Origin of the sequence: Arthrobacter sp. ISL-28 (assembly GCF_018613875.1) — a bacterium.
Taxonomy (GTDB): Bacteria; Actinomycetota; Actinomycetes; order Actinomycetales; family Micrococcaceae; genus Arthrobacter.
On the sequence record NZ_JAGGPJ010000041.1, the window covers coordinates 33,764 to 57,545 of the forward strand.

At 64.7% G+C, this 23,782-nt stretch carries 24 protein-coding genes; 16 read left to right on the top strand and 8 right to left on the bottom strand.

Going from position 1 to position 23,782, the window contains the following annotated elements; translation table 11 throughout:
- Position 1: 1 nt before the first annotated feature.
- A complete protein-coding gene (locus J7E80_RS21690) occupies positions 2-895 on the top strand; it encodes an RNA methyltransferase (RefSeq protein WP_215054283.1) in 894 nt (297 codons plus the stop codon).
- On the opposite strand, the gene J7E80_RS21695 is transcribed toward J7E80_RS21690, so the two are convergent.
- Positions 880-1,116 (bottom strand): hypothetical protein, encoded by a 237-nt coding sequence (locus J7E80_RS21695; protein WP_215054284.1) that lies wholly within the window; start codon positions 1,114-1,116, stop codon positions 880-882. The two genes, J7E80_RS21690 and J7E80_RS21695, sit on opposite strands and share 16 nt — an antisense overlap.
- Positions 1,117-2,047: 931 nt before the next feature.
- On the opposite strand from J7E80_RS21695, the gene J7E80_RS21700 reads away from it, so the two are divergent.
- The 4 genes from J7E80_RS21700 (at position 2,048) to J7E80_RS21715 (ending at position 5,625) form a co-directional block, all read left to right on the top strand.
- The gene (locus tag J7E80_RS21700; protein WP_215054285.1) at positions 2,048-3,016 is read left to right on the top strand and encodes a GNAT family N-acetyltransferase; all 969 of its coding nucleotides are present in this window, start codon (positions 2,048-2,050) and stop codon (positions 3,014-3,016) included.
- A 682-nt stretch (positions 3,017-3,698) separates the two neighbouring features.
- The gene (locus J7E80_RS21705) at positions 3,699-4,280 is read left to right on the top strand and encodes a carboxymuconolactone decarboxylase family protein (RefSeq protein WP_215054286.1); all 582 of its coding nucleotides are present in this window, start codon (positions 3,699-3,701) and stop codon (positions 4,278-4,280) included.
- A 5-nt stretch (positions 4,281-4,285) separates the two neighbouring features.
- Positions 4,286-5,185 (top strand): RNA polymerase sigma-70 factor, encoded by a 900-nt coding sequence (locus tag J7E80_RS21710; protein WP_215054287.1) that lies wholly within the window; start codon positions 4,286-4,288, stop codon positions 5,183-5,185.
- A gap of 185 nt (positions 5,186-5,370) precedes the next feature.
- Positions 5,371-5,625 (top strand): TrmH family RNA methyltransferase, encoded by a 255-nt coding sequence (locus J7E80_RS21715; RefSeq protein ID WP_396020831.1) that lies wholly within the window; start codon positions 5,371-5,373, stop codon positions 5,623-5,625.
- 33 nt (positions 5,626-5,658) lie between these two features.
- Here the strand turns inward: J7E80_RS21715 and J7E80_RS21720 are convergent, their stop codons facing one another.
- The 3 genes from J7E80_RS21720 to J7E80_RS21730 form a co-directional block, all read right to left on the bottom strand.
- On the bottom strand, positions 5,659-6,363 hold the full coding sequence (locus J7E80_RS21720; protein WP_215054288.1) for an SOS response-associated peptidase: 705 nt from the start codon (positions 6,361-6,363) through the stop codon (positions 5,659-5,661).
- Between the two features lie 23 nt (positions 6,364-6,386).
- Positions 6,387-6,647: a hypothetical protein gene (locus J7E80_RS21725; RefSeq protein WP_215054289.1), complete on the bottom strand. Its 261-nt coding sequence runs from the start codon at positions 6,645-6,647 to the stop codon at positions 6,387-6,389.
- A gap of 213 nt (positions 6,648-6,860) precedes the next feature.
- Positions 6,861-7,664, bottom strand: coding sequence for an SGNH/GDSL hydrolase family protein (locus tag J7E80_RS21730; protein ID WP_215054290.1), 804 nt, complete (start codon positions 7,662-7,664; stop codon positions 6,861-6,863).
- Positions 7,665-7,852: 188 nt separating this feature from the next.
- Between J7E80_RS21730 and J7E80_RS21735 the strand changes: the two genes are divergently transcribed.
- On the top strand, positions 7,853-8,506 hold the full coding sequence (locus tag J7E80_RS21735) for a dienelactone hydrolase family protein (protein WP_215054291.1): 654 nt from the start codon (positions 7,853-7,855) through the stop codon (positions 8,504-8,506).
- On the opposite strand, the gene J7E80_RS21740 is transcribed toward J7E80_RS21735, so the two are convergent.
- Positions 8,507-9,187 carry a TetR/AcrR family transcriptional regulator gene (locus J7E80_RS21740; protein ID WP_251037216.1) on the bottom strand — a complete coding sequence of 227 codons (681 nt, stop codon included), beginning with the start codon at positions 9,185-9,187 and terminating at the stop codon, positions 8,507-8,509.
- Positions 9,188-9,288: 101 nt separating this feature from the next.
- On the opposite strand from J7E80_RS21740, the gene J7E80_RS21745 reads away from it, so the two are divergent.
- Together J7E80_RS21745 and J7E80_RS21750 are read left to right on the top strand one after the other, a co-directional pair.
- Entirely contained in the window at positions 9,289-10,356 is a 1,068-nt protein-coding gene (locus J7E80_RS21745; RefSeq protein ID WP_215054292.1) for an NAD(P)-dependent alcohol dehydrogenase, read from the top strand.
- Between the two features lie 67 nt (positions 10,357-10,423).
- On the top strand, positions 10,424-11,179 hold the full coding sequence (locus J7E80_RS21750; protein ID WP_215054293.1) for a DUF4386 domain-containing protein: 756 nt from the start codon (positions 10,424-10,426) through the stop codon (positions 11,177-11,179).
- A gap of 12 nt (positions 11,180-11,191) precedes the next feature.
- Here J7E80_RS21750 and J7E80_RS21755 read toward each other — a convergent pair whose 3' ends face one another.
- Positions 11,192-11,893, bottom strand: coding sequence for a DUF2306 domain-containing protein (locus J7E80_RS21755; RefSeq protein WP_215054294.1), 702 nt, complete (start codon positions 11,891-11,893; stop codon positions 11,192-11,194).
- A gap of 107 nt (positions 11,894-12,000) precedes the next feature.
- On the opposite strand from J7E80_RS21755, the gene J7E80_RS21760 reads away from it, so the two are divergent.
- The 5 genes from J7E80_RS21760 to J7E80_RS21780 all read left to right on the top strand — a co-directional run bounded on the left by J7E80_RS21760 (position 12,001) and on the right by J7E80_RS21780 (position 16,166).
- A complete protein-coding gene (locus tag J7E80_RS21760; RefSeq protein ID WP_215054295.1) occupies positions 12,001-12,723 on the top strand; it encodes a TetR/AcrR family transcriptional regulator C-terminal domain-containing protein in 723 nt (240 codons plus the stop codon).
- Between the two features lie 49 nt (positions 12,724-12,772).
- Positions 12,773-13,393 (top strand): helix-turn-helix domain-containing protein, encoded by a 621-nt coding sequence (locus J7E80_RS21765; protein ID WP_215054296.1) that lies wholly within the window; start codon positions 12,773-12,775, stop codon positions 13,391-13,393.
- Between the two features lie 183 nt (positions 13,394-13,576).
- Positions 13,577-14,572: an NAD(P)/FAD-dependent oxidoreductase gene (locus J7E80_RS21770; RefSeq protein ID WP_215054297.1), complete on the top strand. Its 996-nt coding sequence runs from the start codon at positions 13,577-13,579 to the stop codon at positions 14,570-14,572.
- Positions 14,573-14,730: 158 nt separating this feature from the next.
- Positions 14,731-14,988: a type B 50S ribosomal protein L31 gene (locus J7E80_RS21775; RefSeq protein ID WP_028267311.1), complete on the top strand. Its 258-nt coding sequence runs from the start codon at positions 14,731-14,733 to the stop codon at positions 14,986-14,988.
- Positions 14,989-15,071: 83 nt separating this feature from the next.
- Positions 15,072-16,166, top strand: coding sequence for a biotin/lipoate A/B protein ligase family protein (locus J7E80_RS21780; protein WP_215054298.1), 1,095 nt, complete (start codon positions 15,072-15,074; stop codon positions 16,164-16,166).
- A 65-nt stretch (positions 16,167-16,231) separates the two neighbouring features.
- Here the strand turns inward: J7E80_RS21780 and pepN are convergent, their stop codons facing one another.
- Complete coding sequence (gene pepN / locus J7E80_RS21785) at positions 16,232-18,877, bottom strand: aminopeptidase N (RefSeq protein ID WP_215054299.1); 2,646 nt, start codon at positions 18,875-18,877, stop codon at positions 16,232-16,234.
- 4 nt (positions 18,878-18,881) lie between these two features.
- Positions 18,882-19,952, bottom strand: coding sequence for a putative sulfate exporter family transporter (locus J7E80_RS21790; RefSeq protein WP_215054307.1), 1,071 nt, complete (start codon positions 19,950-19,952; stop codon positions 18,882-18,884).
- A 158-nt stretch (positions 19,953-20,110) separates the two neighbouring features.
- Here J7E80_RS21790 and J7E80_RS21795 point away from each other — a divergent pair, with 158 nt between their 5' ends.
- From J7E80_RS21795 to J7E80_RS21805, 3 genes are all read left to right on the top strand, one after another.
- The gene (locus J7E80_RS21795; RefSeq protein WP_215054308.1) at positions 20,111-21,667 is read left to right on the top strand and encodes a circularly permuted type 2 ATP-grasp protein; all 1,557 of its coding nucleotides are present in this window, start codon (positions 20,111-20,113) and stop codon (positions 21,665-21,667) included.
- Positions 21,668-21,751: 84 nt separating this feature from the next.
- A complete protein-coding gene (locus tag J7E80_RS21800; protein ID WP_215054300.1) occupies positions 21,752-22,678 on the top strand; it encodes an alpha-E domain-containing protein in 927 nt (308 codons plus the stop codon).
- Complete coding sequence (locus J7E80_RS21805; RefSeq protein ID WP_215054301.1) at positions 22,675-23,526, top strand: transglutaminase family protein; 852 nt, start codon at positions 22,675-22,677, stop codon at positions 23,524-23,526. Before J7E80_RS21800 ends, J7E80_RS21805 begins: the two co-directional genes overlap by 4 nt.
- The last annotated feature ends 256 nt before the right edge of the window (positions 23,527-23,782 follow it).

Genomic DNA, 23,782 nt, shown 5'->3' on the forward strand with positions numbered 1-23,782 from the left:
GGTGACTTTCCACTATCTCGAATCCGCCGCAGACCCGCGCGTCTCGGATTACACGCAGCTGACGGACGTGCACCTGCGTAAGGTCCGCGAGCCTGCCGAGGGCATGTACATCGCGGAATCCTCCAGGGTGCTCCGGCGGGCACTCGCGGCGGGCCACAAGCCCCGTTCGTTCTTCCTCGCGGAGAAATGGCTCCCGGACCTTGCCGACATCTTTGAGCAGCATCCGGATGTCCCCGCATACATCGGCAGTTCGGCGCTCCTGGAGGAAATCACCGGCTTCCACCTGCACCGCGGCGCCATGGCCGCCATGCAGCGCCCGGCGCCGGTGCCGCTGCACGAGCTGCTGGCCGGAGCCGGCAGGGTGGCGGTGCTGGAGGACATCGTGGACCATACGAACGTGAGTGGTTGCAAAGTACAAGAGTCCGATCGCGCTCGTCTGCGAGGACGATCGAGAATCGCAGTCCTTGAGAACCTTACCGACCATACGAACGTAGGTGCGGTTTTTCGCAGCGCCGCAGCGATCGGTGTCGATGCTGTGTTGGTCACGCCGCAATGTGCTGATCCGTTGTACCGCCGTTCGATCAGGGTCAGTATGGGCACCGTCTTCCAGGTTCCGTGGACGAGGATCGACCCGTGGCCAGCCAGTATCGAACAGCTGAAAGAGGCGGGCTATTTTGTAGCGGGCATGTCTCTGGGGGAGGGAGCCATCACTCTTGATGAGCTGGTGGCCCAGGATCATCAGAATCTGGTGCTGGTCTTCGGTACCGAAGGCGACGGGCTGCAGCCCGAGACTGATCGATTGCTCGACGCCCGGGTGACGATTCCGATGATGAACGGCGTGGATTCGCTGAACGTTGCTGCGTCGTCGGCTGTGGCGTTCTACGCAACGAGGTAAGCGGAACCGCGCGGCTGACTTCGGTTCTTAGTCCTTAGCGTCTGGATCGTCGCCCGATGCCAGCCCTGCCGCAGATAGTCGACGTAGTCGGAGCGGAGCACGTGCCGGGCTCGCGGGCGCTTCCCGCCGTTGATGTCCCGGACGTACTGCGCGAGCCCCTCCGGGTTCTTGCCGGCCCACCCGTGAGCAAGGGCCCAGCCTTGCATCGCGTCAGCGTCCATCGGGATCCTGGCGTCGCGCAGTGCCAGGAGTACCCCGACGACCTGATCCTTCTCAAAGCCGGCCGAAACCGTGTTGTTGTGATTGATCGTGAGCGTCAGGCTCCTCAGAGCCTCTACGACTATCGGGTCGAGATCGTGGGAGAGAGTCTTCCGGTCCGAGCCGTCGCCAAGAATGCCCGGATTCGTCGCCGTGACCCAGGGACGGATCTCGTCGGCATTCCAAGTGATGACGCAAGAAAGTTGCCGGCCGGCCGTGTGCCCATCCTGCCTTCGGATTTGTCGATCTCCTCGCGGACTTGGAAGTACTCGCCGTCGACCAAGTCGAACTCCACTGCCAAGTCACCGCTCCCCGGTTGGGCTGTGGGGTGGACGGTGCCGTAGAAGCTGTTGATCGGCTCGAAGACCGCCCTCCCATTAGAGGTTGTTCGGAAGCTGCGGGAGTCGGCCTGGACGTAGCCGTAAAAGGTCGTGCCTGCGCCGGGATGTGGGGCATCAGTGGTTTGAGTCATGGCCCCATGTATGCGGAAGGGCATGCCGGGCTCGCCGAGCTCCAGAGGGACTTCGGCCGCCTCCTTCTAGCGGGACAGGTGCTCTGGGAGTTGCACGTCATCGAGGATTAGTTCAGGCAGGCACCTGGCGGAGTCCGTTGTTCGAAGCGGTAGGTATTCCCCATCCCCCGGATAGCAACGATCCGACGAGCGAACCGATGACAGCGCGCGCCGGCACGTTCGCGCTTTCTGTTCGTCGGATCCACGTGGCGTGATCAGACTCTTGCTGGACGGAACACCTGACAGGATAATGCGTCACACCATAAGCAATGTGCACAACGATTTGCCCCACTCCACGGGCTCTGCCGGGGGCGTCGAATTTGTTTCGCGATGGGGTTCGTCTGGTCGTTCGATGCCACAAGAAGTAATGGAGGCAGAAACTCATGAGCGCACAAGAAACCGGACCCAAGAGTGTTGTGGGCCCTGTAACGGTCCGTCCGCTGGGCGAAGCAGACCTTGATCGTGCTGACAAGATCCTCAGGGAGGCGTTTGGGACGTTCCTCGGGATCCCCGATCTGTTCGGGACCGCCGACTATGTCAGGACTCGCTTTGCCGCCGATCCGCATGCCGCCTTCGCCGCGATGGTGGACGGCGAGCTCGTCGGATCGAACTTCGCCACCAATTGGGGCAGCGTCGGGTTCTTCGGCCCGTTGACTGTGCGTCCTGACCTATGGGATCAGGGCGTCGGTAAAAGCCTGATGGAGCCGATCATGGGCTGCTTCGAGTCCTGGGGGAATGGCCACCTCGGCCTGTTCACCTTCTCGCACAGTCCTAAGCACGTCGAGCTCTACCGCCGGTATGGTTTCTGGCCCCGGTTCCTGACCGCCGTCATGCGTAAACCGGTGGCGGCCCGTGGCCCGGTTCCCACCCGGCTGTTGTATGCCGAGCTGTCCGCCGCCGACCAGGCCGAGTACCTCGCTGCCTGTCGCTCCTTGACCGACTCCGTGTATGCGGGTCTGGATCTGGAACGCGAGATTGCGTCCGTTCAGGCGCAGGGACTTGGCGACACCGTGCTGCTGCCGGGCGAGTCGGGGCTCGACGGGCTGGCCGTGTGTCACTGCGGACCGGGATCGGAGGCCGGGTCGGATGTTTGCTTCGTCAAGTTCGGCGCAGTTCGCCCCGGCAGGCAAGCCGGTGACCGATTCGAACGGCTACTCGACGCCTGCGAGCAACTGGCCATCGAGCGCGGACTGGGTCAGCTTGAGGCCGGGATGAGCCTGGCTCGCCAGGATGCCTATCAACGCATGGTCGCCCGCGGTTTCCGTACCGGGTTGCAGGGCGTGACCATGCACCGGCCCAACGAGTCTGGCTATAGCCACTCCGACGCCTATGTGATCGATGACTGGCGCTGACATCCTCGTCCACGGACGCACACCACGTTTACAGGGCAGTCAACGTCTATCACTTCACTGGCGGAGTTGCAGCCAATCCGCAAGCTGCTTGCCCACAGCTACTTTTTTCCGAACACGAACGCGCAACGCATCGTTCGGTTCAACAAGCGCTATAACGATGCTGTGGCTGATGGGACGAAGAGCACCACTGTCCGTCATGACGATCCGATAGTTCCCGGGCCTGCTTTGTTGGTGTTCGAGGACGACCCGCCGCCCTTACCGGTACAGCGATCCCGGGCCCGCAGAGCTGCTGCCCGGGCTCGCCGTGGGCGACGTGCGAGTGGTGAGCGCTGACCTCGACACTGCAGTGATGGTCAGCATGGTCAGCCACCTCACCGCGTTCCCCCGCGAAAGTTAGGGGGTTGGTGTCGCAGCCCTGCCGCGATGCATGCCTGAGTAAAGTGGCTGTTCAGCGGGGACTTTCGTCACCCACCCCTGAGTTATTAGTTGGTGCGGACTCTGACGATCTTCAGGCTGTGCCTATGCATCACGGTGTAAGGGGTTCACGACTCCAGGCCCAGCGGTTCACCAGGTCGCGGCCAAACAGGCGTTTCCCAGGCAGTTTCACGGCGTCGCTGTCACAGATCGGGCGCGGGCGGTGTCTTCATGTCGTAGGACCCAATACCGACCCGTAGGAGGAGACATGACCACCAGGATCCCGGCCTCAGAAATCACCGGTTTCTATGGCGCACTCATCAAGAAGTTCAGCGCGAAGATGTTCGGCAAGGTCCCGGAATCGCTGGGGGTCATGTGGCACAACCAGCCCGTTCTCAAGGCATCCATGGGCTTCGGACAGAAGCTGCAGAAGTGGAACAGCTGCGATGAGTCGCTGAAGTCCTACGCTCACATGGCCGTGGCCTCCTTCATCGGCTGCACTTGGTGCCTGGACTACAACTACTTCATGGCGCATAACCACGGCCTGGACCTGGAGAAGGCCCGGCAGATCCCGTGCTGGCGCGAGTCCGACGTCTTCACGACGCTCGAGCAGGACGTCTTGGAGTATGCCGAGGCCATGAGCGCCACGCCCGTCTCGGTGACCGACGGACTGTCGGCCCGGCTGCTCGAGCAATTGGGCGCGCCGGCGCTAATCGAACTGACCAGCGTCATCGGCTTCGCCAACCTCACGACCCGCAGCAACGTGGCCCTCGGCATCGAATCCGAGGGATTCGCGGATTCCTGTGAGCTGAAGCCGCTCGCAGCGCGCAGCGGCCACGGAGTAGCCTGAGCGGCATGAGCAGCCTCGGCGCCACTGACAGGCCGGACCCGTTCGTCGCCAACCGCAGCCTGCTCTTCACTGTCGCCTACGAGATGCTCGGCTCCGCCGCGGATGCCGAGGACGTGGTGCAGGAGGCCTGGCTCCGGTGGGCTGAACTGGGCCCCGACGTCCGCGCGGGCGTCCGCGACCCGCGGGCCTACCTCGTTCGCATCGTCACCCGCCAGGCGCTCAACCGCCTCCGCACGCTGTCACGACGGCGGGAGGATTACGTCGGGGAATGGCTGCCCGAGCCCCTGCTCACCGTGCCGGATGTCGCCGAGGACGTGGAACTGGCCGAAAGCGTCTCGATCGCCATGCTCACGATTCTCGAATCGCTCACCCCTATGGAGCGGGCGGTCTTCGTACTGCGCGAAGTTTTCGACGTGCCCTACGAGGAAATTGCTGAGGCCGTGGGCAAGTCAGCGGCCGCCGTGCGCCAGATCGTCAGCCGTGCGCGCTCTCATGTGGCCGCCCGGCGTCCCCACATGCGCGTGGACCGCAGCGAGCAGCAGGAAGTCGTCGAAAGGTTCCTGGCGGCGGTCACCACCGGGGATGTGCAGGGCTTGATGGACGTGCTGGCCCCCGACGTCGTACTCATCGCCGACGGCGGCGGCGTCGCCCGGGCCGTTCGGGTGCCGGTGTACGGTGCGAAGAAGGTGACAAATCTGCTGCGGTCCTTCCCAGAGGCCGCGCTCAACCCGAAAATCGCTCTGCTCTGGCTCAACGGCGGTCTCGGCATCCGGATCGACGACGAAGCAGGCGGTCCGTCACTCATCAGCCTGGTGGTGGAGGGCGGCAGAATCGCACGGATCTTCGCCATGCGGAACCCCGACAAGCTCGGCCACTTGGAGGAGGAGACCCGGCTGGCGCGTTAGCCGCTCAAGAGTCACTGTGATCTGCACCGCCCACGAAGCGTGTTTATATTCCAGATCCGACGATACCGGGCGGGATTGTCCGGTCGCACTTTCCGGCCTCGAACCGCATAAGTTTTTTGAACACGGCAGTGTGATGCAACTTTGCCACAATCAACTCCGATGCCTTGTAGGCGCGCGGAATGTGCATGGTGACGAAACTTGTTGCCGGGTCGTCAACAGGGGAAATTGGGCTCTTCGTGCACTCGCAATGCATCACGACCCCCAACCACGCACGGAATCCGGACCGGCTCGCGCTGGTGCTGGGCACCGAAGGTGCCGGCATGAGCGCTGAAACTCGCCGTCGACCTCGCCGTCAAGATCCCATGCGCGCCGGGGTTGATTCGCTGAATGCGGCAGCGGCGTCAGCCGTGGCCTTCTGGGAGTTGCGGCCCCGGGCGTAATCTCGGGCTCAGCTGATGCCCGCGGGTTACTGCCTATCCTGCCGGTTCGACAAGCTCGGGTCCGTCGTTTTGGACGGAGTTCACGCGGTCGCTGACCACGCGCGGCGTCAGGGCCAGTTCGGGGATAGAGTCGAGCAGCTGCTGCACCTCGGTTTTGTCTGTGATGCCTGGGTCGAGCCAATCGGCGTACATGTCCGGCGGGATGATCACGGGCGCCCGGTCGTGCACGTGCCCCAGCGAATCATGGGCCGAGGTGGTCAGGACTGTGCAGCTGAGCAGCCACCGGTGCGGATCATCCTCGGGCAGGGACGGATCCGGCCAGAATTCGTACAGCCCGGCGAACGCCAGCAGGTCATCCTTCTCGGAGTAAAGGTAGTTCGGGATCTTCTTCCCGTCAGCCGTCTTCTCCCACTCGTAATAGCCCTCCGCCGGCACCAGGGCCCGCCGCTTGACGGCCGCCTTCCGGAAGGCGGGCTTGTCCAGGATTGTTTCACTCCTGGCGTTGATCAGCTTTGAGCCGATCTTCACGTCCTTCGCCCAGGACGGCACAAGACCCCAACGGGCGATCAGGACCCGGCGCTCGAATGAGTCCTGCTCAGGCCTTTCCGTGATGATCGGGACATCGTCAGTCGGCGCCACGTTCCAGCTGGGAGGCGGCGGAGTGCCCTCCACCTTCCGGGCATCAAAGTAAGCAAGCAGGTCACCGGTGGCCCTGGACATCACATATCTGCCGCACATGGCTTTCGGCCTGTACGTTTCCCTCAGGCGTACCACTGCCAGCCGGGCGGTACCCAGTCTTCGGGGACTTTGTGGGAGTAGTGCCTGCCGCAGTGTTTGCAGCTGTAGCTGACGAGAGGGAGCCGGAGGCTTTCCCGGTCCGGGGCGTAGGACGCCGGGACATAATCGGTAAATTCCAGGTAGGCGTCGGTGCCGCACGCACTGCATCTGGGCTGTGCAGGCGGCTGGGCCGGGATCGATTCCCGGAGCTTGTGCCGGCGGGGTCTGGGGGCTGTGATCGTCATGGGGTCCCACACATTCCTCATCAAGATGATGCCGGCCCCAGCTGCCGGGACGAATCCCGGGGGTGCCGGTTTTGTCGGTTCTGCAGGTATGCACCACAAGGTGTTCGGTCCGCCGCAGCGAACCGGGTTCGGATAAGGCTTCCGCCTGTCCGGGACGTGGAAAAACGGGGTGCGAATCACTCTACTCTTGAGGCCGCGGGTACGGAATGCTTATCACTCACCCGCCCAGTACGAGGCGTTCCACGTCAACTCGGCCAGAGCCGCCTGCCCACCCAGACTTGGATGAAAGAAGTCCACGGTGCTGACCTCGCTTGCCGAGTATTTGTAGCCGTACACGGCTCCTCCGTCCCAGCGGCAGTTGTCGAACCGGGAGCAGGTTTGGGCCAATATCTCGTTGAATACCTGCAGCCGCTGAACAACCAGCTGACGCTCCGCCTCCGTGTTGGATCCGTTGAGCATGGACGGGCAGGTGTTTGCACTGGCCCAGGCGCTGCGGGCCGACTCCGTGCCCTGCAAGACCGACCACAAATGATGGATGTCCGGGATGCTGCTGAGGAACACCCGGGACCTGGGCAGGCCCTGCTGCAGGACGGCGAGCGAGCTCGTGATATCCGCTTCGAAGGCCTCCGGGCTCGTCATGGCTGATGCCGACGAAGCGCAGAGGTCATTCGCGCCAATGAGAATGGTGACGTAACCCGCTTTTTGGGCAACGGCGGCCCAGGCCTGACGGGGAAGGTCGTCCACCCTTGCTCCGCTGACGGCATGGTTGAGTCCGGTAATTCCCGGCCGCAGCGCGTGCAAACGCTGGAGGTGGCTGTTGGCGCCGCCAGACCGGCTGGTGCCCGTGGACCAGGACCGGTGGGGCTGTTCATCCGACTGGCAGCACACGGCAAAGGCGCGGCTGATGGAGTCCCCCAGCGCGGCAATGCTGCGCGGATAGGCTTCTGCTGGTGGGTGGAGGCCAATTGCCAACAGCAGCAGCAGGGGAACAGCCACTAATTTCGCGACGATACGCATGAGATCTTCCTCACTGACGGTACCCGTATGGGCTCACGGTGTCGACGACCATGGCGGCCGGCGTGCCCGCTGGTCCATGGGCAGGCCACAGAATCCGCCGTAGGCTGGTGCCGGACAGGCAGGATGGCACCGCTTCCTGCGCCCCTCCAAGCGAAGGCGAGATGGCTCATGGACGAGGTCCACGCGTGATGGCCGGCATCAGTCACATCACAATCAGCCACGGAGGCGCGGACCTCGCCGCAGACTTGAGCGTCCCCGAAGACGCCCAAGGCATCGTGGTTTTCGCACACGGCAGCGGAAGCAGCAGAAAAAGTCCCCGGAATCGACAGGTGGCCCAGTCGTTGCAGTACGTCGGGCTCGCAACACTACTGCTTGATCTGCTGACTGCGTCGGAGGAAAGCCGCGACGCCCTCGATGCCTCCCTGCGCTTCGACATCGAAATGTTGACGGAGCGACTAACGGCAGTCGTGGATGACGTTGCAGAGCGGACCGCAACATCCGAACTGCCGATCGGGCTGTTCGGGGCGAGCACCGGGGCGGCGGCAGCCCTGGGCGCGGCGGCGAACCGTCCCGAGCTGGTGCGTTCAGTGGTATCCCGTGGCGGACGCCCTGACCTGGCCGAGAAGCGCCTCGCGGCTGTTCAGGCGCCCGTTCTGCTGCTCGTCGGCGAGAACGACAGGCATGTCATCGAGCTTAATCGGCAAGCTGCAAACCGATTGACCGTCGAACATGAGCTCTCCATCGTTCCCGGGGCCACACACCTGTTCGAGGAACCAGGAACACTCGAAGAGGTCTCGCATCGGGCAGCCTCCTGGTTCATCAGGACATTGCCGTCCGGGTAGTTACCCGCCGGCCCCGGCGAGTCGTTGGGCAAGGCCGTCGAGGATGAGGTCCAGTCCGAAGTCGAACTCATCACCGAAGTCGTAGCCGGGCTTGAGGACGTGCTCGGTCGCGATTTCCACCATGGAGGGGTACTGGCCGGTGGAAAACAGCTGAACGATGGGCGTTGTGATCTCGGCGGCGGTGTCCGGGCCATCGAAGGGCAGTGCGGCCTCCTGTAGTGCAAATCCGTAGATATAGCTGTCGAGCAGGGCGTACGCGTGGGCCGTCAGCTGTATTGAGAATCCGGCGGCGCGCAGGGTGGCAAGAGTCGCCTCATGATGGCGCAATGTCGCGGGGCCGGGGGAGGTGCGGGATTCGAGCAGTCCCACCGCCCACGGGTGGCGCTTGAGGGCGCTGCGCACAGCATGTCCCCGCCGAAGCATTTCCGCCCGCCAGTCACCCCCGGGCGACGGCAAGCTAATTTCGCTGAAAACCAGGTCCACGATGCCATCCAGAATTTCATCCTTGTTGGCAACGTAGTGGTAGAGCGACATCGGTTTGGTTCCCATGGCCTCGGCCAGGGAACGAATCGTCAGTGCCGCGATTCCCGACTCGTCGGCGAGGTCCAGGGCGCAGCCGAGCACCCTTTCCCGGCTGAGCTGTGGGCGTTTGGACGGATGGTCCTTGGTGGTGGTCGGCAACGGCACTCCCGGCTATGGCTGTTTCGTACATAGTACGCTACGGTTCTCGTACAGTGTACGAAATTCTGTAGCTGGACATCCCCCTAGATAAGGAACAGGCCATGACATCTGAAGGCCAGCGTGCTGCTGAGGCTCCATCCATTGAGGCTCCATCCGGGGAAGGTACGCCGGTGGGTAATACTGCGGCGGGCCAGGAGTTGATGCGGGCCATCGTGCAGGAGGCCTACGGTTCGTCCGACGACGTCCTGCAGCTGGCCCGCATCCCCAGGCCGCAGCCGAAAGATAACGAAGTGCTGATCCGAGTCCGTGCGGCCGGCCTGGACAGGGGCACATGGCATCTGACAACAGGGCGGCCATACCTGCTCCGCCTTATCTTCGGACTCCGCAAACCAAAGAATCTCGTCCCCGGGCTGGACTTTGCCGGCACTGTCGCATCTGTCGGTTCGGCAGTTACCCGATTCCGTGCCGGGGATGACGTCTACGGATTCGGACAGGGTACGTTCGCGGAGTTCACAGTGGCGCGACAGGACAAGATCGCCCGCAAGCCTGGAAATGTCTCCTTTACGGAAGCATCGGCGGTTCCGGTCTCGGCGAGCACCGCGCTGCAGGGCCTGCGCGCCGGGGGCATCAAGCCCGGGCAGAAGGTGCTGATCCTGGGAGCTTCCGGAGGTGTCGGCAGTTTCGCGGTGCAACTGGCGAAGGCAGCCGGGGTGGAGGTCACCGCGTCCTGCAGCAGCTCCAAGATCGATCTGGTGCGCTCGCTCGGGGCCGACCACGTTATCGACTACACCCGCGAGGACTTCGCTGACGCCGGTCGACACTACGACCTCATCCTGGATATCGCCGGGAACCCCACCCTGGGACGCCTGCGCCGGGCGCTCGCACCCTCCGGCACGGCTGTCATCGCGGGCGGGGAGGAAGGCGGGTCCTTGACCGGCAGCATTGACCGGGCGTTCCGGGCGCTGGCCCTGTCCCCGTTCATCAGCCAGCGGTTTACCATGCTCGTCAACCACGAGGGCAGCGAAGACCTCGAGCACCTCGCCGGACTCATCGAAGCAGGAACCCTCAACCCGGCCATCGACCGGGCCTTTCCCCTCGAGCAGGGTCAGGAAGCCATGCGCTACTTCGACGCCGGAAAAGCCCGGGGGAAAATCGCCGTCACCATCTGAACCCCGGACTGCCCACGCAACGCCCATCCAGCAAGCTACGCGTCTCTAGTCGTTAAGGAAGCAATCCATGTCACTAACAACGCCGAACGGATCCTTTCAGGCCGTCGGGAATGAAGCAGCCAGATCCCTGCGTACACCGAGTCTGATTGCCGGATCCGCCCTGCTGTTTTTGGTCGCACTTTCCGTCTTTGGCAACTTCGCTGTCTTGGAAAACCTCATTAGCCAGGGGGATGGAGCCGGAACAGCGGCAGAAATTTCCGGTTCCGGGATGCTGTTCCGTATGGGCATTGCTGCCCTGGTGGCCGCCGTCGTTCTCGACGCCGTCATCGCCGCGGCGCTGTTCGAGGTTTTCGCCTCCGTGAACCGTAGTCTTTCGATGATGGCTGCCTGGTTCAGGCTCGCATACTCAGCTGTTTTCCTGGTCGCGATCTGCCGGCTCCTGGAGGTTCCCGCACTGCTGGACGATGGGGAGCGCGTGCTGCATGCAGTCGATGGATTCAACACCGTTTGGAAGGTAGGCCTCATTCTCTTCGGCTTCCATCTGATGCTGATCGGATATCTGGCGTACCGGTCCAGGTTTATGGCATCGATCTTCGGCATGCTGCTCGTGATAAACGGAATCGGTTACATCGCGGACGGATTCGCCGTTGTCCTGGTGTCGGACTACTCATTCAGCTTCGCCCAATTCGTTTTCGTCGGGGAAACAGCGCTCATTTTCTGGCTCTTGATCAGGGGCCGCCGGGTCATAACCGGGCATCAACAGGCGCAATGGCCTGCAACTGAGGGGAGCATTCAAAGGCCCGCGGAAAGCCCCGTGGCCTGATGCAGGAAGCAGTCACAGCAACTGCGGCCGTACGGGTCGGCGAGAAGGGCGGGATGTTCGGCCGGACAGCCGAGCGCGGCGACGGATGACATACTCGGCAACTGCCAGGTTGATCACCCATGCGGCCCCCATCAGGAGGGCGCGGGTCAGCTCGTTGGGAGGGCCCGCAAGAACTATCCAGGGGAGGATCACGAAGGCCTGGGTGCCGGCGGCCACGCCGATGGCGTATGCGCGGGTCATCCATGCACCGTGCTGGACGAAGTCGCGGCGCTGAATTGCCAGGATGCCCAGGATGATGCTCACCAGCATGGCAGAGCCGAAGAACAGCCGAATCGGGACATCGGTGGTGCCATCCGGGAGGGGGTAAAACGCGGACATCCACAGGCCGGAGAGGGCGGCGAGCAGGCCGGCCGGGATGAGGATGCCTCCGGCAACGCGGTGCCAGCGGCGCCTGCCCCGGAGTGAGGGAAGGAACTGGAACGCGCCGAGCAGGCTGTAAATGGTGACACTGACAATGTGGATCACGACGGGGATTGGCGATGCAAAGAATCGGGCATTCTGCGGTGTGATGGCGGCACCGCCCGTTAGTTCTGTCAGGCGCGACGCTCCGGCGATTACCGGGATGAGGCTGAGGAGGATCAATGCCGTGGGGACCGGCCAGTGGGGTCGGGAGTGCCGGACGGGGGACGGGGCGGTGATTGTTACCGTTGGCATCTCGGATCCTTCGCTCAAATGGTGTACGGCGTACACCTCTGGGGTCTGACGATAGGTGTACGTTGTACACTTGTCAACGGAAAGTTCCTCGACGAAAGGCGGTCCGGATGGCTCGGCAGGTGCAGGCCGCGCGGCGGATCCCTCTGAGCCGGGAGCGGGTGCTGGAGGCCGCCGTTTCACTCGCCGACGAAGCTGGGATCGAGTCATTCAGCATGCGCCGGCTTGCCCAGGAACTCGGTGTGGTTCCGATGGCGCTCTACAAGCACGTGGCAAACAAGGAGGAACTTCTCGACGGGATGGTCGAGGTCATCGTTGGCGAGATCGATCCTCCGCTCCCGGGCAGCGACTGGAAGAACGCGGTCCGGTTGCGGGTTCTTTCTGCGCGGCAGGCCCTGCAGCGTCATCCCTGGGCCCGGCAAGCACTCGAATCCCGCACCAACAAGACGCCGGCAGTCCTTGATTACATGGACTCATTCACCGGGATGTTCCTGGCCGGCGGCTTGTCCGTGGATCTCACGCATCACGTCATGCACGCCCTCGGGGGCCGCATGTGGGGGTTCACCCAGGAGCTGTTCGACGACTCGCGCAGCCCGAATGGGAGCGTGCCGGCCGAGATTCCGCCCCAGGCACCGGCAGCCATGCTCCGGCAGATGGCTGATCGGTACCCGAACATCGTGGCGATTGCTGCCTCAGCCGCCCACGACGACCAATCTGTGGTGGGACACGGCTGCGACGACCAGTTCGAGTTCGAGTTCGCGCTCGACCTGCTCCTCGACGGTTTTGAGCGGCTTCACACCCAAGGCTGGACGTCGAAGCGGGCCGAAGCTTGAGCGCGGCTAGCCAGCTGGCGGCGTCCGGCGGGCCGGGAAAGTAGTCGCCATGGAAGACGATCTGGGCACGGCGCTGGAGGGTGTGGGACGGCGCCTGCGCGAGCTGCGCACCGCGAACGGCACCACACTGTCAGCACTTTCCGCAGCCACCGGAATCTCCGTCAGTACCCTGTCGCGGCTGGAGTCCGGCGGTCGACGCCCTACTTTGGAGCTGCTGTTGCCACTTGCCCGGGCCCATGGTGTCCCGCTGGACGAACTGGTGGATGCGCCGTCCACCGGCGACCCGCGGGTCCATCTGCGTCCGGTACGGTTCAACGGTGCGACCATCATTCCGCTGACCCAGCGCACCGGCGGACTGCGGGCATACAAGCACATCCTGCCGGCGGTCAGGAGGCCGCCGGAGCCGGATCCGCAAATACACCGGGGCTACGAGTGGCTCCACGTCCTGAGCGGCCGGCTGCGGCTGGTGCTGGGAGACCGGGAGCTGGTGCTCCTGCCCGGAGAGTCGGCAGAATTCGACACACGGACCCCGCACTGGATGGGAAATGCGGATACAGAACCGGTCGAGTTTCTCGCACTGTTCAGTCCTGAGGGGCAGCGTGCCCATCTGCGGGCACGCCCGCTGGGCGCTGGCGGCGCCGATCCTCAGAAATCCCGCCCGGAAGGGTAAGAATCCGGGCGGCGCCTGCAGGCAGGGCCCTGCTCACGTGGAGAGCTCAGCGCCAACGGCCACCATCCACTGTTTGCCAGTTCGGCAAAATAAATTGCAGCCTGCTGCGCCCCGGTCCGACACTCGAATGACTTCCTGCTGCCACCGGCTGCAGGGAACATTCGACGGACAGGGAGAACGGCAATGGAACCTGGAGATTTGAACGACAGCGATGCTACGTATGACGTGGTGGTCATCGGCGGCAGTGCCGCCGGACTCAGCGGGGCCCTCGCCCTGGTACGGGCCTGCCGCTCGGTGCTGGTCATCGATTCGGGCGCTGCCCGCAACGCACCCTCTGCCCACCTGCACAACTTCCTCGGACGCGATGGTACGCCACCCTCGGACCTATATTCCGCGGGTCGGACGGAAGTGGCAGGCTACGGCGGGCACTTTGCGGACGGGACGGTGACGGCGGCATTCCGCGACATTGACGGAAATTTCCAAGTGGAGACGGCAACCGGACTCAGGGTGCGTGCTCGCCGGCTACTGGTGGCAACCGGCGTTACCGATGAACTGCCGGCGATCGAGGGGCTGCCCGGACGGTGGGGTAAAGACGTGCTGCACTGCCCGTACTGCCACGGCTGGGAAGTTCGGGGGCAGGCCATCGGGATCCTGGCCACCGACGACGCCGCGACAGCCGCGCATCAGGCGCTACTGTGGCGGCAGTGGAGCGATGACGTAGTCGTCTTCCAGCACACAGTCCAGGACCCCAGCAAAGAACAGCGGGCACAGCTGGACGCGCGGGGCATAGTCGTCGTGACGGGGGAAGTGATTGCTGTGGAGGCCGCTGAGGACGGGCTGAAGGCAGTCCTGCTGGCAAGCGGCAAGACAATTGATCGACAGGTACTCGTGGTCAGGACCCGCATGGCAGCCCGTGCTGGATTCCTCTCCGGCCTCGGACTGGAGGCAGCTGAGCAGTACCTCGGTGACCTCCTGATCGGGACGGCAGTTCCAGCAGATGCAACCGGCGCCACCGCAGTACCCGGCGTCTGGGCGGCCGGCAACGTTACGAACCTCATGGCGCAGGTCATGCTTGCCGCAGCTTCCGGGTCCACTGCCGCAGCGGCGATCAACGCCGACCTCATCGCCGACGAGACCCGTGCCGCCGTCGAGTACGGCCAGCTGGCGGCATCCGCCTGAAGCAGCCGGCACCGGCCGCTGTTCGTCACCGTCCGGCAGATCGGCTATTATTGATAGCTGGTTGCACTGCGCTTTTGGCTTGCCTTGAGGCAGAGAGCGGCCATCCCATTCATACCTGGCAGCTGGCAAAATCCAGCGCTGCGAACAAAGGTCCCATTATGAAGTCTGATATCCACCCGAAGTACGAAGCTGTTGTATTCAACGACCTGGCTTCCGGCGTCAAGTTCCTGACCAAGTCCACCGTGTCTTCCAAGAAGACCATCGAGTGGGAAGACGGCAACACCTACCCGGTTATCGACGTCGAAATCTCCTCCGAGTCCCACCCGTTCTACACGGGCAAGCAGCGCATCATGGACTCCGCAGGCCGCGTCGAGCGCTTCAACGCTCGCTTCAAGGGCTTCGGCGGCAAGAAGTAATTCACTTCTCCCCAAGGTTCTTTGGAAAAGCCCGCACCGGCAACGGTGCGGGCTTTTTGCGTTTGTGGGGCAGGATGGAAGGCATGACCGCCACGCCATTTTCCGCAGACGACGACGGCGCTCCCCGCCTTCACGGGGAGTACAAGGTGCCGGGCGGCAAGCTCGTGGTCGTGGACCTCCATGTCCACGACGGCACCTTCACCGGCGTTTCCGTCAGCGGTGATTTCTTCCTCGAACCCGATGAGGCGCTGCTGGATATCAACGCGGCGCTGGAGGGACTTCCGGAAAGTTCGACGGCGGCCGATATCGCCGCCGCCGTGGAGTCGTGCCTGCCGCCGGACGCCGTGATGTTCGGCTTCTCGGCGGACGCCGTGGCGGTCGCCGTCCGCAGGGCATTGTCCAAAGCCACGGCCTGGTACGACCACCACTGGAACATCATTGCCCCCACGGTGCTGCCAACGCACCTGAACGTGGCACTGGACGAGGTCCTCACGGAGGAAGTCGGGGCAGGCCGCCGCAACCCGACCATACGCTTCTGGGACTGGGAGGAGCCCTCGGTGATCATCGGCAGCTTCCAGTCCTACCGCAACGAGGTGGATCCTGCCGGCGTGGCAAGGCACGGCATCACCGTGGTACGCCGGATCAGCGGCGGGGGAGCGATGTTCATGGAAGCGGGCAACTGCATCACCTACTCGCTGTATCTGCCCCAGACGCTGGTGGATGGCGTCAGCTTCGCCGACTCCTACGCCTTCCTGGATGCGTGGGCGATGGCAGCCCTGAAACAGCTCGGCATCACCGCGTTCTACGTACCACTCAATGACATCGCCACGGACCAGGGCAAGATCGGCGGGGCCGCCCAGAAGCGGCTCGCCAACGGAGGGATGCTGCACCACGTCACCATGAGCTACGACATCGACGCTGACAAGATGGTGGACGTGCTCCGGATCGGCAAGGAGAAGCTCTCGGACAAGGGAACCACGAGCGCCAAGAAGCGGGTGGACCCGCTACGGCGCCAAACCGGACTGGCGCGCACCGACATCGTCGCCGCCATGATGGACGTGTTCGCCGGACGGTACGGAGCCACTCCCTCAGAAGTCACGGCAAAGGAATTCGAGACGGCACGTGAACGGATCGCCGCGAAGTTCGGCACGGAAGAGTGGCTACACCGCGTGCCGTAGAAACGACTGCCGTAGAAACTCATCGATTGCTGCTTAAACGCCGTTTTGACGGGTCATAAAGGCAGTTATGGAGCAGTCGATGGTGTTCTAAGCGAGGCGGACTGGGCCGTGAGCGCACGGTGCAGGTGGCTCCGCTGCTCGATGATGATCCGGCGCAATGCCCGCGGCGCGCCCTCGTGGGACTGCAGCCAGGCGTCGGTCCGGGCGATAACCGGGTGTTGGTCAGCGGAGCCGTCGCCAGGCGTCAGGTCGCGCGAACCGGGGTACAGCCCTCGGACAATCCGGGTGGCGATTTCGATGCTCCGTTCGGCCCAGACCGTCTCCAGGCAGTCGAAGTACGGCTCCACAAAGGGATCCAGCAGTTCTGCCGGGCCGGTGTTGAAGCCGGCGATGGTCGCGCTGAGCAGCTGGTTGCTCAGCTCCGTGCCGCGCACCGCCGCATCCCACGCTGCTGCCTTCACAGCGGCTTCCGGCCGGGCCGCGAGCGCCGTGGCATGCCCTGCCCGTCCCGATGCGGTGGTGTCCCGCGCCAGCTCGGCGTGGAGCTCGGCCTCGCTGGCCTGGCCATGAGCGGCGAGGGAATGCCACAGGCTCCAGCGGAGCTCCGCGTCCACGGCCAGTCCCGGGATCTCGGCCGTGCCTTCAAGCAGGCCGCGGAGCAGCGGCAACTGGCTGCCGTCTGTCCGGCTGAGCGTGGCAAGGGTGCGCGCCCAGGCAAGCTGCTGGTCCGAGGCTGCCTCAGCCGCGCGCAACTCCCCGGCAGCAGCGGTGGCAAACGCCTCCCGGAGGTCATCGCGTTCGTCCGCCGGGACGTAGTGTTCCAGCGCGGTGGAGGCATTCCCCAAAATATTCAGCAGCACGCCGATCCCCGGTTCGGCCGGGGCGAAGCGCTGCACGGCCTCCACGTACAGTGCGGCAGGGGTCTCGCCGTCCCGGGCGGAGTTCCACAGTGCGCTCCAGCACAGGGCGCGGGCCATGGGGTCGCTGATCCTGTCCAGCGAACCGCGCACCGTGGCTTCAGAGACGGGATCCAGCCGGACTTTGGCGTAGCTAAGGTCCTCATCATTCACCAGCAGGAGGGCCGGCCGGGCCCTGCCGGCCAGCTCGGTCACCAGCTCCTCTGCCCCGGACAGGTCCGTCTCCACTGAGTCGGTGCGGACCAGCATGCCGGTGTCGTTGAAGTTGTAGAGCCCGATCCGCAGGCGGTGCGGGCGCAGTTCCTGCCGGCCGGTCGCGGGGTCCGGGGCATCCTGCCTGAGGATGACCCGCTCCAGAGTGGGCCGGCCCGGTACCTTTTCAGCGACGTCCAGCTCGATGCTGAGCGTGGAGATGCCGGAAGTCTGGAGCCACTGCCGGGCCCATGCCGCAAGGTCCCTGCCGGACGCGCGGCTGAGGGCGCCGAGGAGGTCGGCAAGGCTGGTGTTGGCATACTCGTGGTCCCTGAAATACTGCCGGGACCCGGCGATGAAGGCGTCAAAGCCGACATACGCCACGAGCTGCTTCAGGACGGAGGCGCCCTTGGCGTAGGTGATGCCGTCGAAGTTCTGCTTGGCTGCCTCGAGGTCGGGGATGTCCGCCACGATCGGGTGGGTGGTGGGCAGCTGGTCCTGGACGTAGGCCCAGGCCTTCCGGTTGTTCGCGAAGTTGACCCAGGCCGTGTCCCAGCCCGTGGCGCGGTCCACGCCGAGCGTTCCCATGTAGTCCGCGAAGGACTCCTTCAGCCACAGGTCGTCCCACCACTGCATGGTGACTAGATCGCCGAACCACATGTGGGCCATCTCGTGCATGAGTGTGTTGGCGCGGGCCTGGTACTGCGAATCGGCGGCACGGGAGGTGAAGACATAGTTTTCCGTGAAGGTGACCAGGCCGGGGTTCTCCATGGCGCCCAGGTTGTATTCGGGCACGAAGGCCTGGTCGTATTTCCCCCACGGGTACGGGTAGTCAAAGAGCCGGTTGAAGAACTCCAGCCCCTGCTTGGTGAGTTTGAAGAGTTCGGCGGTGTCGAAGGAATCCGCCATGGAGGCGCGGCAATACAGTGCCAGTGGGACGTCAAGCCCCGTGCCGTCGTCGGACTCCCTGCTCCACAGATCCTGCGCCTTGAAGTAGGGTCCCGCCAGTACGGTGGTGATGTAGGTGGACATCGGCAGCGTGGGAACGAAGTCCCAGCGGCTCGCCGCCGGATCCTCCGCCAGCGCGGTCCGCCGGGCCTCCGCCCCGTTGGAGGCCACGTGCCACCCCGAGGGGGCGGTGACGTGGAAGGTGAAGGAGGCCTTGAGGTCGGGCTGTTCAAAATTGGCGAACACGCGGCGGGCATCGGCGGGCTCGTACTGGGTGTAGAGGTAGCACTGTCCGTCTGCCGGATCGAAGAACCGGTGCATGCCCTCGCCGGACCGGCTGTAGAAGGCGGTGCCAGTGACCGTGACGGCGTTCTCCGCCTGCAGGTTGTCCAGGCGGATGCGTGAACCCGCCACGGCCTCCGGGACGGGCAGCTGAACGCCGTTGAGGACCACGCTCTCGACCTCCCCGATGAAGTCCAGGAATGTCGACGCTCCGGGTTCGTTCGCGGAGAAGGTGATGGTGCTCCGGCTGGTGTAGCCGGGAGCCTCCGGATCGGGCGCGTTGCGGACGTCGAGGGAGACGTCGTACGCGTGCGTCGTGACCAGGGCCGACCGTGCTGCCGCTTCATGACGCTGGAGGTTCTTATTCGACACTCCGCTATTGAATCATGAGGACCGCTGCGGCCAGGCCAAGAACGCCTATCAGCAGCCACGATGCGAGCGCCGCCATCACGGCCCGGAGTCCGGTGTGCAGCAGAGTGTGGATGCGGACGGCGGATCCGAGCCCGAAGAGCGCAGCCCCCAGCAGGATGTCCTGCAGCCCGGCCGCCGCGTCAAGCCAGCCTTCAGTAATCCATCCGGTGGACCGCAGCGCCACCATCGCCACGAATCCGACGACGAACAAGGGGACCACGGGCGGCAGCGCCTCAGGTACCACGCGCAGTGTCCCGGCGTCGGTTCCTGCCTTATTGCCGATCTGTGCTTGCGCCGTGCGGCGAGCCCGGCGCAGGGAAACGATCCGCTGTTCCACTCCCGCTGCCGCCACCATGGGAGCCAGCAGGATGACGCGCGTCAGTTTAACGACGACGGCGATCGCCAGTGCCGCGGGGCCCGCGGTCTGCGCTGTGGCCACGACCTGGCCGACGTCGTGGACCGAGGCGCCGGTCCACGCGCCGAAAACCTCGGGGCTGAGGCGCAGCGGATGGACGAGCAGCGGCAGCACCCCGATGGCCAGCGTGCCGCAGAGGGTCACGAGCGCCACCGGCAGGACGGTGTCCGGGTGCCTGATCCGCCTCACCGCCGCCATGGCGCCGATCGCCGAGGCACCGCAGATGGAAAACCCTGTGGCTATCAGGAGGGAGGCCTCCCGCGGAAGCCTGAAGAGGCGCGATATCCCATAGGTGCCCGCAAAGCTGGCCAGCACCACGGCCGTAATGAGCAGCAGGGAGGTCCAGCCGAGTCCCAGCACGTCTGCGATGCCGACCTTGAGTCCAAGGAGCACGATGCCGCCGCGCATCAGGTGCTTCCCTGCGAAGTCCAGTCCGGGCCTGGCCCGGCCGGCCGTCCATACCGCAGCGAACGGCAGATTGGCCGCCAGCAGGCCGAGGACCACGGCCAACGTCATTGCCGGAAGGGCAGGAATGGCGGCATGGATCAGGAAGGCAGCGGCGAGCGCCACCACCGCGGTCAGCAGGCCGGGAAGATTCCGGGTAAGGTTCTGGTGCACCACCCTGCGCGGCCGCGGCAGCGGCGTCGTCGGGGATCGGAAGTCTGGCACGTCCCAACCATGCCGGACAGTGGCGGTAAAAGACCAACCGGAGGGCCCGCCAACACGCCAGGACGGGTCCGGAAATGAATTTGCGACAAAAAGGTGGTTGGCTAATGAGCATGTCTGACCTATTCCAGGATTACTCCGAGGCGGCTGCCCGCACGGGTGCCTATGACGAGATGTTTGCCCCCGGGCAACTGGCCCGCAAATCCTACGGGCAGGTCGCCGGCGCCCTCCGGGAGCTTTCGCTTGCCGATGTCAGCGCGCGCGCTGACTCGATGGCGCGGACGTTCCTGGACCGCGGCGTGACTTTTGACTTCGCGGGGGAGGAGCGTCCCTTCCCCCTGGACATCGTTCCGCGCGTGATCCCGGTTGACGAGTGGGACGTCCTGGAACGCGGCGTGGCCCAGCGTGTGCGGGCACTGGAGGCGTTCCTCAACGACGTCTACGACAAAATGACGGTCGTGTCCGACGGCGTGATCCCCAGGCAGCTTGTCACAACCAGCGCGCACTTCCACCGCGCGGTCCACGGCTTCGAACCGGCCGGCGGCGTCCGTGTGCATATCTCCGGCATCGACGTGGTCCGCGATGCCGCAGGGACGTTCAGGGTCCTTGAGGACAACGTCCGCGTGCCGTCCGGCGTCAGCTACGTGCTGGAAAACCGGCGGGCCATGGCGAAGGGCCTGCCGGAGGCTTTCGGCCAGCAACTTATCCGTCCGGTGGAGGAATACCCGCGCCGGCTGTTGTCCGCCCTGCGCAAGACAGCGCCCTCCGGCGTCGATGACCCCACGGTTGTGGTGCTCACCCCGGGCGTCTTCAACAGCGCCTACTTCGAGCACACCCTCCTCGCCGGCCTCATGGGCGTGGAGCTCGTCGAGGGCCGCGACCTCATCTGCCGCGGCAACCGCGTGTACATGCGCACCACTGACGGCGAGCAGCGCGTCGACGTCATCTACAAGCGGATCGACGACGACTTCCTGGACCCGCTGCAATTCCGCTCGGACTCCATGCTCGGCTGCCCTGGCCTGGTCAACGCCGCCCGCGCCGGCGGCGTGACCATCGCCAACGCCGTGGGGAACGGCGTGGCCGACGACAAGCTGGTCTACAGCTACGTCCCTGACCTGATCCGCTACTACCTCGGCGAAGAGCCCGTCATCGCCAACGTCGACACCTTCCGCCTTGAGGAAAAAGAAGCCCGCGAGCACGTCCTCGACCGGCTGGACGAACTCGTGGTCAAGCCCGTGGACGGCTCAGGCGGAAAGGGCCTCGTGATCGGCCCGGACGCGTCCAAGGACGAACTCGAGGCCCTGCGCAAGCGGGTCATCGCCGACCCCCGCGGCTGGATTGCCCAGCCCGTCCTGCAGCTGTCCACGGTGCCCACGCTCAGCGGCGACAAGTTCGGCCCCCGCCACGTCGACCTCCGGCCGTTTGCCATCAACGACGGCGACGACGTCTGGGTCCTTCCCGGCGGCCTCACCCGCGTTGCCCTGAAGGAAGGTTCACTGATCGTGAACTCCAGCCAGGGCGGCGGATCCAAGGACACCTGGGTGCTGGCGGATTCCCCGCAGGTCCCGGTGGAGAAGCTGCCGCGGCAGTCCATCACCGTCCGGGAACGCGTCTCCGTGTGGCCGGTCGAAAGCAACTGGCGGGACCGCCAGTCAGAGCAGCAGCAGTGAGGCAGGCTCCGGCAATGCCCATATCCGCACCCAGTCCATCAGACCGGTTTCCCGTCAGCACGCTCGCGCAGGAAGTAGACGCACATGCTTAGCCGAATTGCCGAGTCCCTTTTCTGGATCGGCCGCTACGTTGAACGGGCCGATGGAACAGCCCGCATCCTCGATGTCCACCTCGAACGTCTGAACCACCTGCCCACGGAGGAGCGGCGCAGCGTTGCCCGTGAACTGCTGGCGGTCATGGGGGCCCGGCCCGAGAGCGAGGACTTCGGCCTTGAGGAGCTGCTGCATGCCCTCGCCTACGACAAGCACAGCGCCACATCCATCGCCGGCTCGCTCGGCGCGGCCCGTGAGAACGCGCGCCGCGCCCGGGAGACCGTGTCATCCGGCCTGTGGGAAAGCCTCAACACCACCTATTACGGCCTCAACCAGCACCGCAAGGACGTTGTGGGCACCTACCGTTTCTGCCACTGGGTGCTGGAGCGGACCGCGATGGTCAGCGGCCTGGCGGACACCACGGTCAGCCACGACGACAGCTGGCTGTTCCTTGCCCTGGGCCGCTCCCTCGAGCGGGCCGACATGACGGCCCGCATGCTCTCCACCCGCGATGTCCTCTCGGCAGGCATGTCCTGGGTGAACATGCTGCGCTGCGCCGGCGCCTACGAGTCGTTCCTGAGGACCCGCCGCGCGGCGTTCGGCGACCAGCACGCCGCCGAGTTCCTGCTGCTGGACCGGCTGTTCCCGCGCTCAATTGTCTATGCGCTGCGCGATGCCGACGAGTGCCTGGCGAAGCTGGATCCCTCGGCCCAGCGCGTCGGCTTCATCAATGACGCCCGCAGGATCGTGGGCCAGGCGCGCACCTTCCTCGAGTTCCATCGGACGGACGACCTCATGTCGGAGCTGCCGGAGCACATGGAACGCGTGCAGAAGGCTGTCTCGCAGGCCTCGGATGCCATTTCCCGTAAGTACTTCAATCAGGCGGACGAACTTGCCTGGGTGGGAGAAGTTTCATGACCCGGCTGAGCATTGTCCACAGGACCGGCTACCAGTACAACAAGCGGGTGACCCTCTCCTACAACGAGGCCCGCATGACTCCGCTGACGGATCCGCAGCAGGTGGTGCTGGAGTCCTCGATGAAGGTCTCCCCGTCGCAGGCGGCGGTGAGCAGCTACCGCGACTACTGGGGCACCCGGGTCACGGCGTTCGACATGCAGATGCCGCACGAGCATCTTGAGGTGCTGTCCACGACAACGGTCGAAGTCCACCGGGTGGAGCGCATTCCCTCGGAAGCGGAGATCGTGGGCTGGGACGTCTTGGCCGAGCCGGAAACCCTCAATGAGTTCAGCGACTGGGTCCCCCAGTCGCAGCTGACCGGCCCTGGCGAAGAAGTCCTCAGCGTCATCCCCGGGGTTGTGGAGGGCAAGAACCCGCACGAGGCAGCCATGGCAATCTTTGAGTGGATGCGCGGGGAGATGACCTACATGAGTGGCACTACGGGCGTCACCACCAACGCCGAGGAAGCCTGGAACCAGCGGCAGGGCGTGTGCCAGGACCTCGCGCATCTGGCCATCGGGGCGCTGCGCAGCAGCGGGATCCCTGCCCGGTATGTGTCCGGTTACCTTCACCCGCGCTCGACGGCGGGAATCGGCGAGTCGGTTGCCGGCCAGTCCCACGCGTGGCTGGAATGGTGGGACGGTGTGTGGCGCAGCTGGGATCCCACGAACCACAAACCTGCCGGCGACTTCCACGTCACCGTGGCGCGCGGCCGCGACTACCGTGATGTCCCCCCGCTTAAGGGCATCCTTTCCGGCGGCGGCGGGTCCAACCTCAGCGTCAGCGTGGAAATCACCCGTCTCGCATAAGCGCGGCGGGCTGGCGCGGATGGGGCCGATCCAGCGCCGGGGCCTGTCCTTACTCGCGGGAGGATGCGGTATGCCCGCCAGTGCGCCGCGAGGGACAGATAACGGGTTTCCCGCGTTGCTGATTGAGCAGGGCGGCGTTTCTTCGGTGGCCAGCGGGCTAAACAGGTCTTGATCGAGCCAGAGGGCACACCCCGGCCAGACCATCGCCGACCCCGCGCCGTGACTTCGGACTCCTTAGCTGCCGTAAAGGAATACC

Excerpts from the sequence above, each read along its gene's own strand:
- J7E80_RS21695 (WP_215054284.1), bottom strand. The coding sequence starts at position 1,116 with ATGGACGCTGACGCGATGCAAGGCTGGGCCCTTGCTCACGGGTGGGCC.
- J7E80_RS21700 (WP_215054285.1), top strand. The coding sequence starts at position 2,048 with ATGAGCGCACAAGAAACCGGACCCAAGAGTGTTGTGGGCCCTGTAACG.
- J7E80_RS21705 (WP_215054286.1), top strand. The coding sequence starts at position 3,699 with ATGACCACCAGGATCCCGGCCTCAGAAATCACCGGTTTCTATGGCGCA.
- J7E80_RS21710 (WP_215054287.1), top strand. The coding sequence starts at position 4,286 with ATGAGCAGCCTCGGCGCCACTGACAGGCCGGACCCGTTCGTCGCCAAC.
- J7E80_RS21715 (WP_396020831.1), top strand. The coding sequence starts at position 5,371 with ATGGTGACGAAACTTGTTGCCGGGTCGTCAACAGGGGAAATTGGGCTC.
- J7E80_RS21720 (WP_215054288.1), bottom strand. The coding sequence starts at position 6,363 with ATGTGCGGCAGATATGTGATGTCCAGGGCCACCGGTGACCTGCTTGCT.
- J7E80_RS21725 (WP_215054289.1), bottom strand. The coding sequence starts at position 6,647 with ATGACGATCACAGCCCCCAGACCCCGCCGGCACAAGCTCCGGGAATCG.
- J7E80_RS21730 (WP_215054290.1), bottom strand. The coding sequence starts at position 7,664 with ATGCGTATCGTCGCGAAATTAGTGGCTGTTCCCCTGCTGCTGCTGTTG.
- J7E80_RS21735 (WP_215054291.1), top strand. The coding sequence starts at position 7,853 with ATGGCCGGCATCAGTCACATCACAATCAGCCACGGAGGCGCGGACCTC.
- J7E80_RS21745 (WP_215054292.1), top strand. The coding sequence starts at position 9,289 with ATGACATCTGAAGGCCAGCGTGCTGCTGAGGCTCCATCCATTGAGGCT.
- J7E80_RS21750 (WP_215054293.1), top strand. The coding sequence starts at position 10,424 with ATGTCACTAACAACGCCGAACGGATCCTTTCAGGCCGTCGGGAATGAA.
- J7E80_RS21755 (WP_215054294.1), bottom strand. The coding sequence starts at position 11,893 with ATGCCAACGGTAACAATCACCGCCCCGTCCCCCGTCCGGCACTCCCGA.
- J7E80_RS21760 (WP_215054295.1), top strand. The coding sequence starts at position 12,001 with ATGGCTCGGCAGGTGCAGGCCGCGCGGCGGATCCCTCTGAGCCGGGAG.
- J7E80_RS21765 (WP_215054296.1), top strand. The coding sequence starts at position 12,773 with ATGGAAGACGATCTGGGCACGGCGCTGGAGGGTGTGGGACGGCGCCTG.
- J7E80_RS21770 (WP_215054297.1), top strand. The coding sequence starts at position 13,577 with ATGGAACCTGGAGATTTGAACGACAGCGATGCTACGTATGACGTGGTG.
- J7E80_RS21775 (WP_028267311.1), top strand. The coding sequence starts at position 14,731 with ATGAAGTCTGATATCCACCCGAAGTACGAAGCTGTTGTATTCAACGAC.
- J7E80_RS21780 (WP_215054298.1), top strand. The coding sequence starts at position 15,072 with ATGACCGCCACGCCATTTTCCGCAGACGACGACGGCGCTCCCCGCCTT.
- J7E80_RS21795 (WP_215054308.1), top strand. The coding sequence starts at position 20,111 with ATGTCTGACCTATTCCAGGATTACTCCGAGGCGGCTGCCCGCACGGGT.
- J7E80_RS21800 (WP_215054300.1), top strand. The coding sequence starts at position 21,752 with ATGCTTAGCCGAATTGCCGAGTCCCTTTTCTGGATCGGCCGCTACGTT.
- J7E80_RS21805 (WP_215054301.1), top strand. The coding sequence starts at position 22,675 with ATGACCCGGCTGAGCATTGTCCACAGGACCGGCTACCAGTACAACAAG.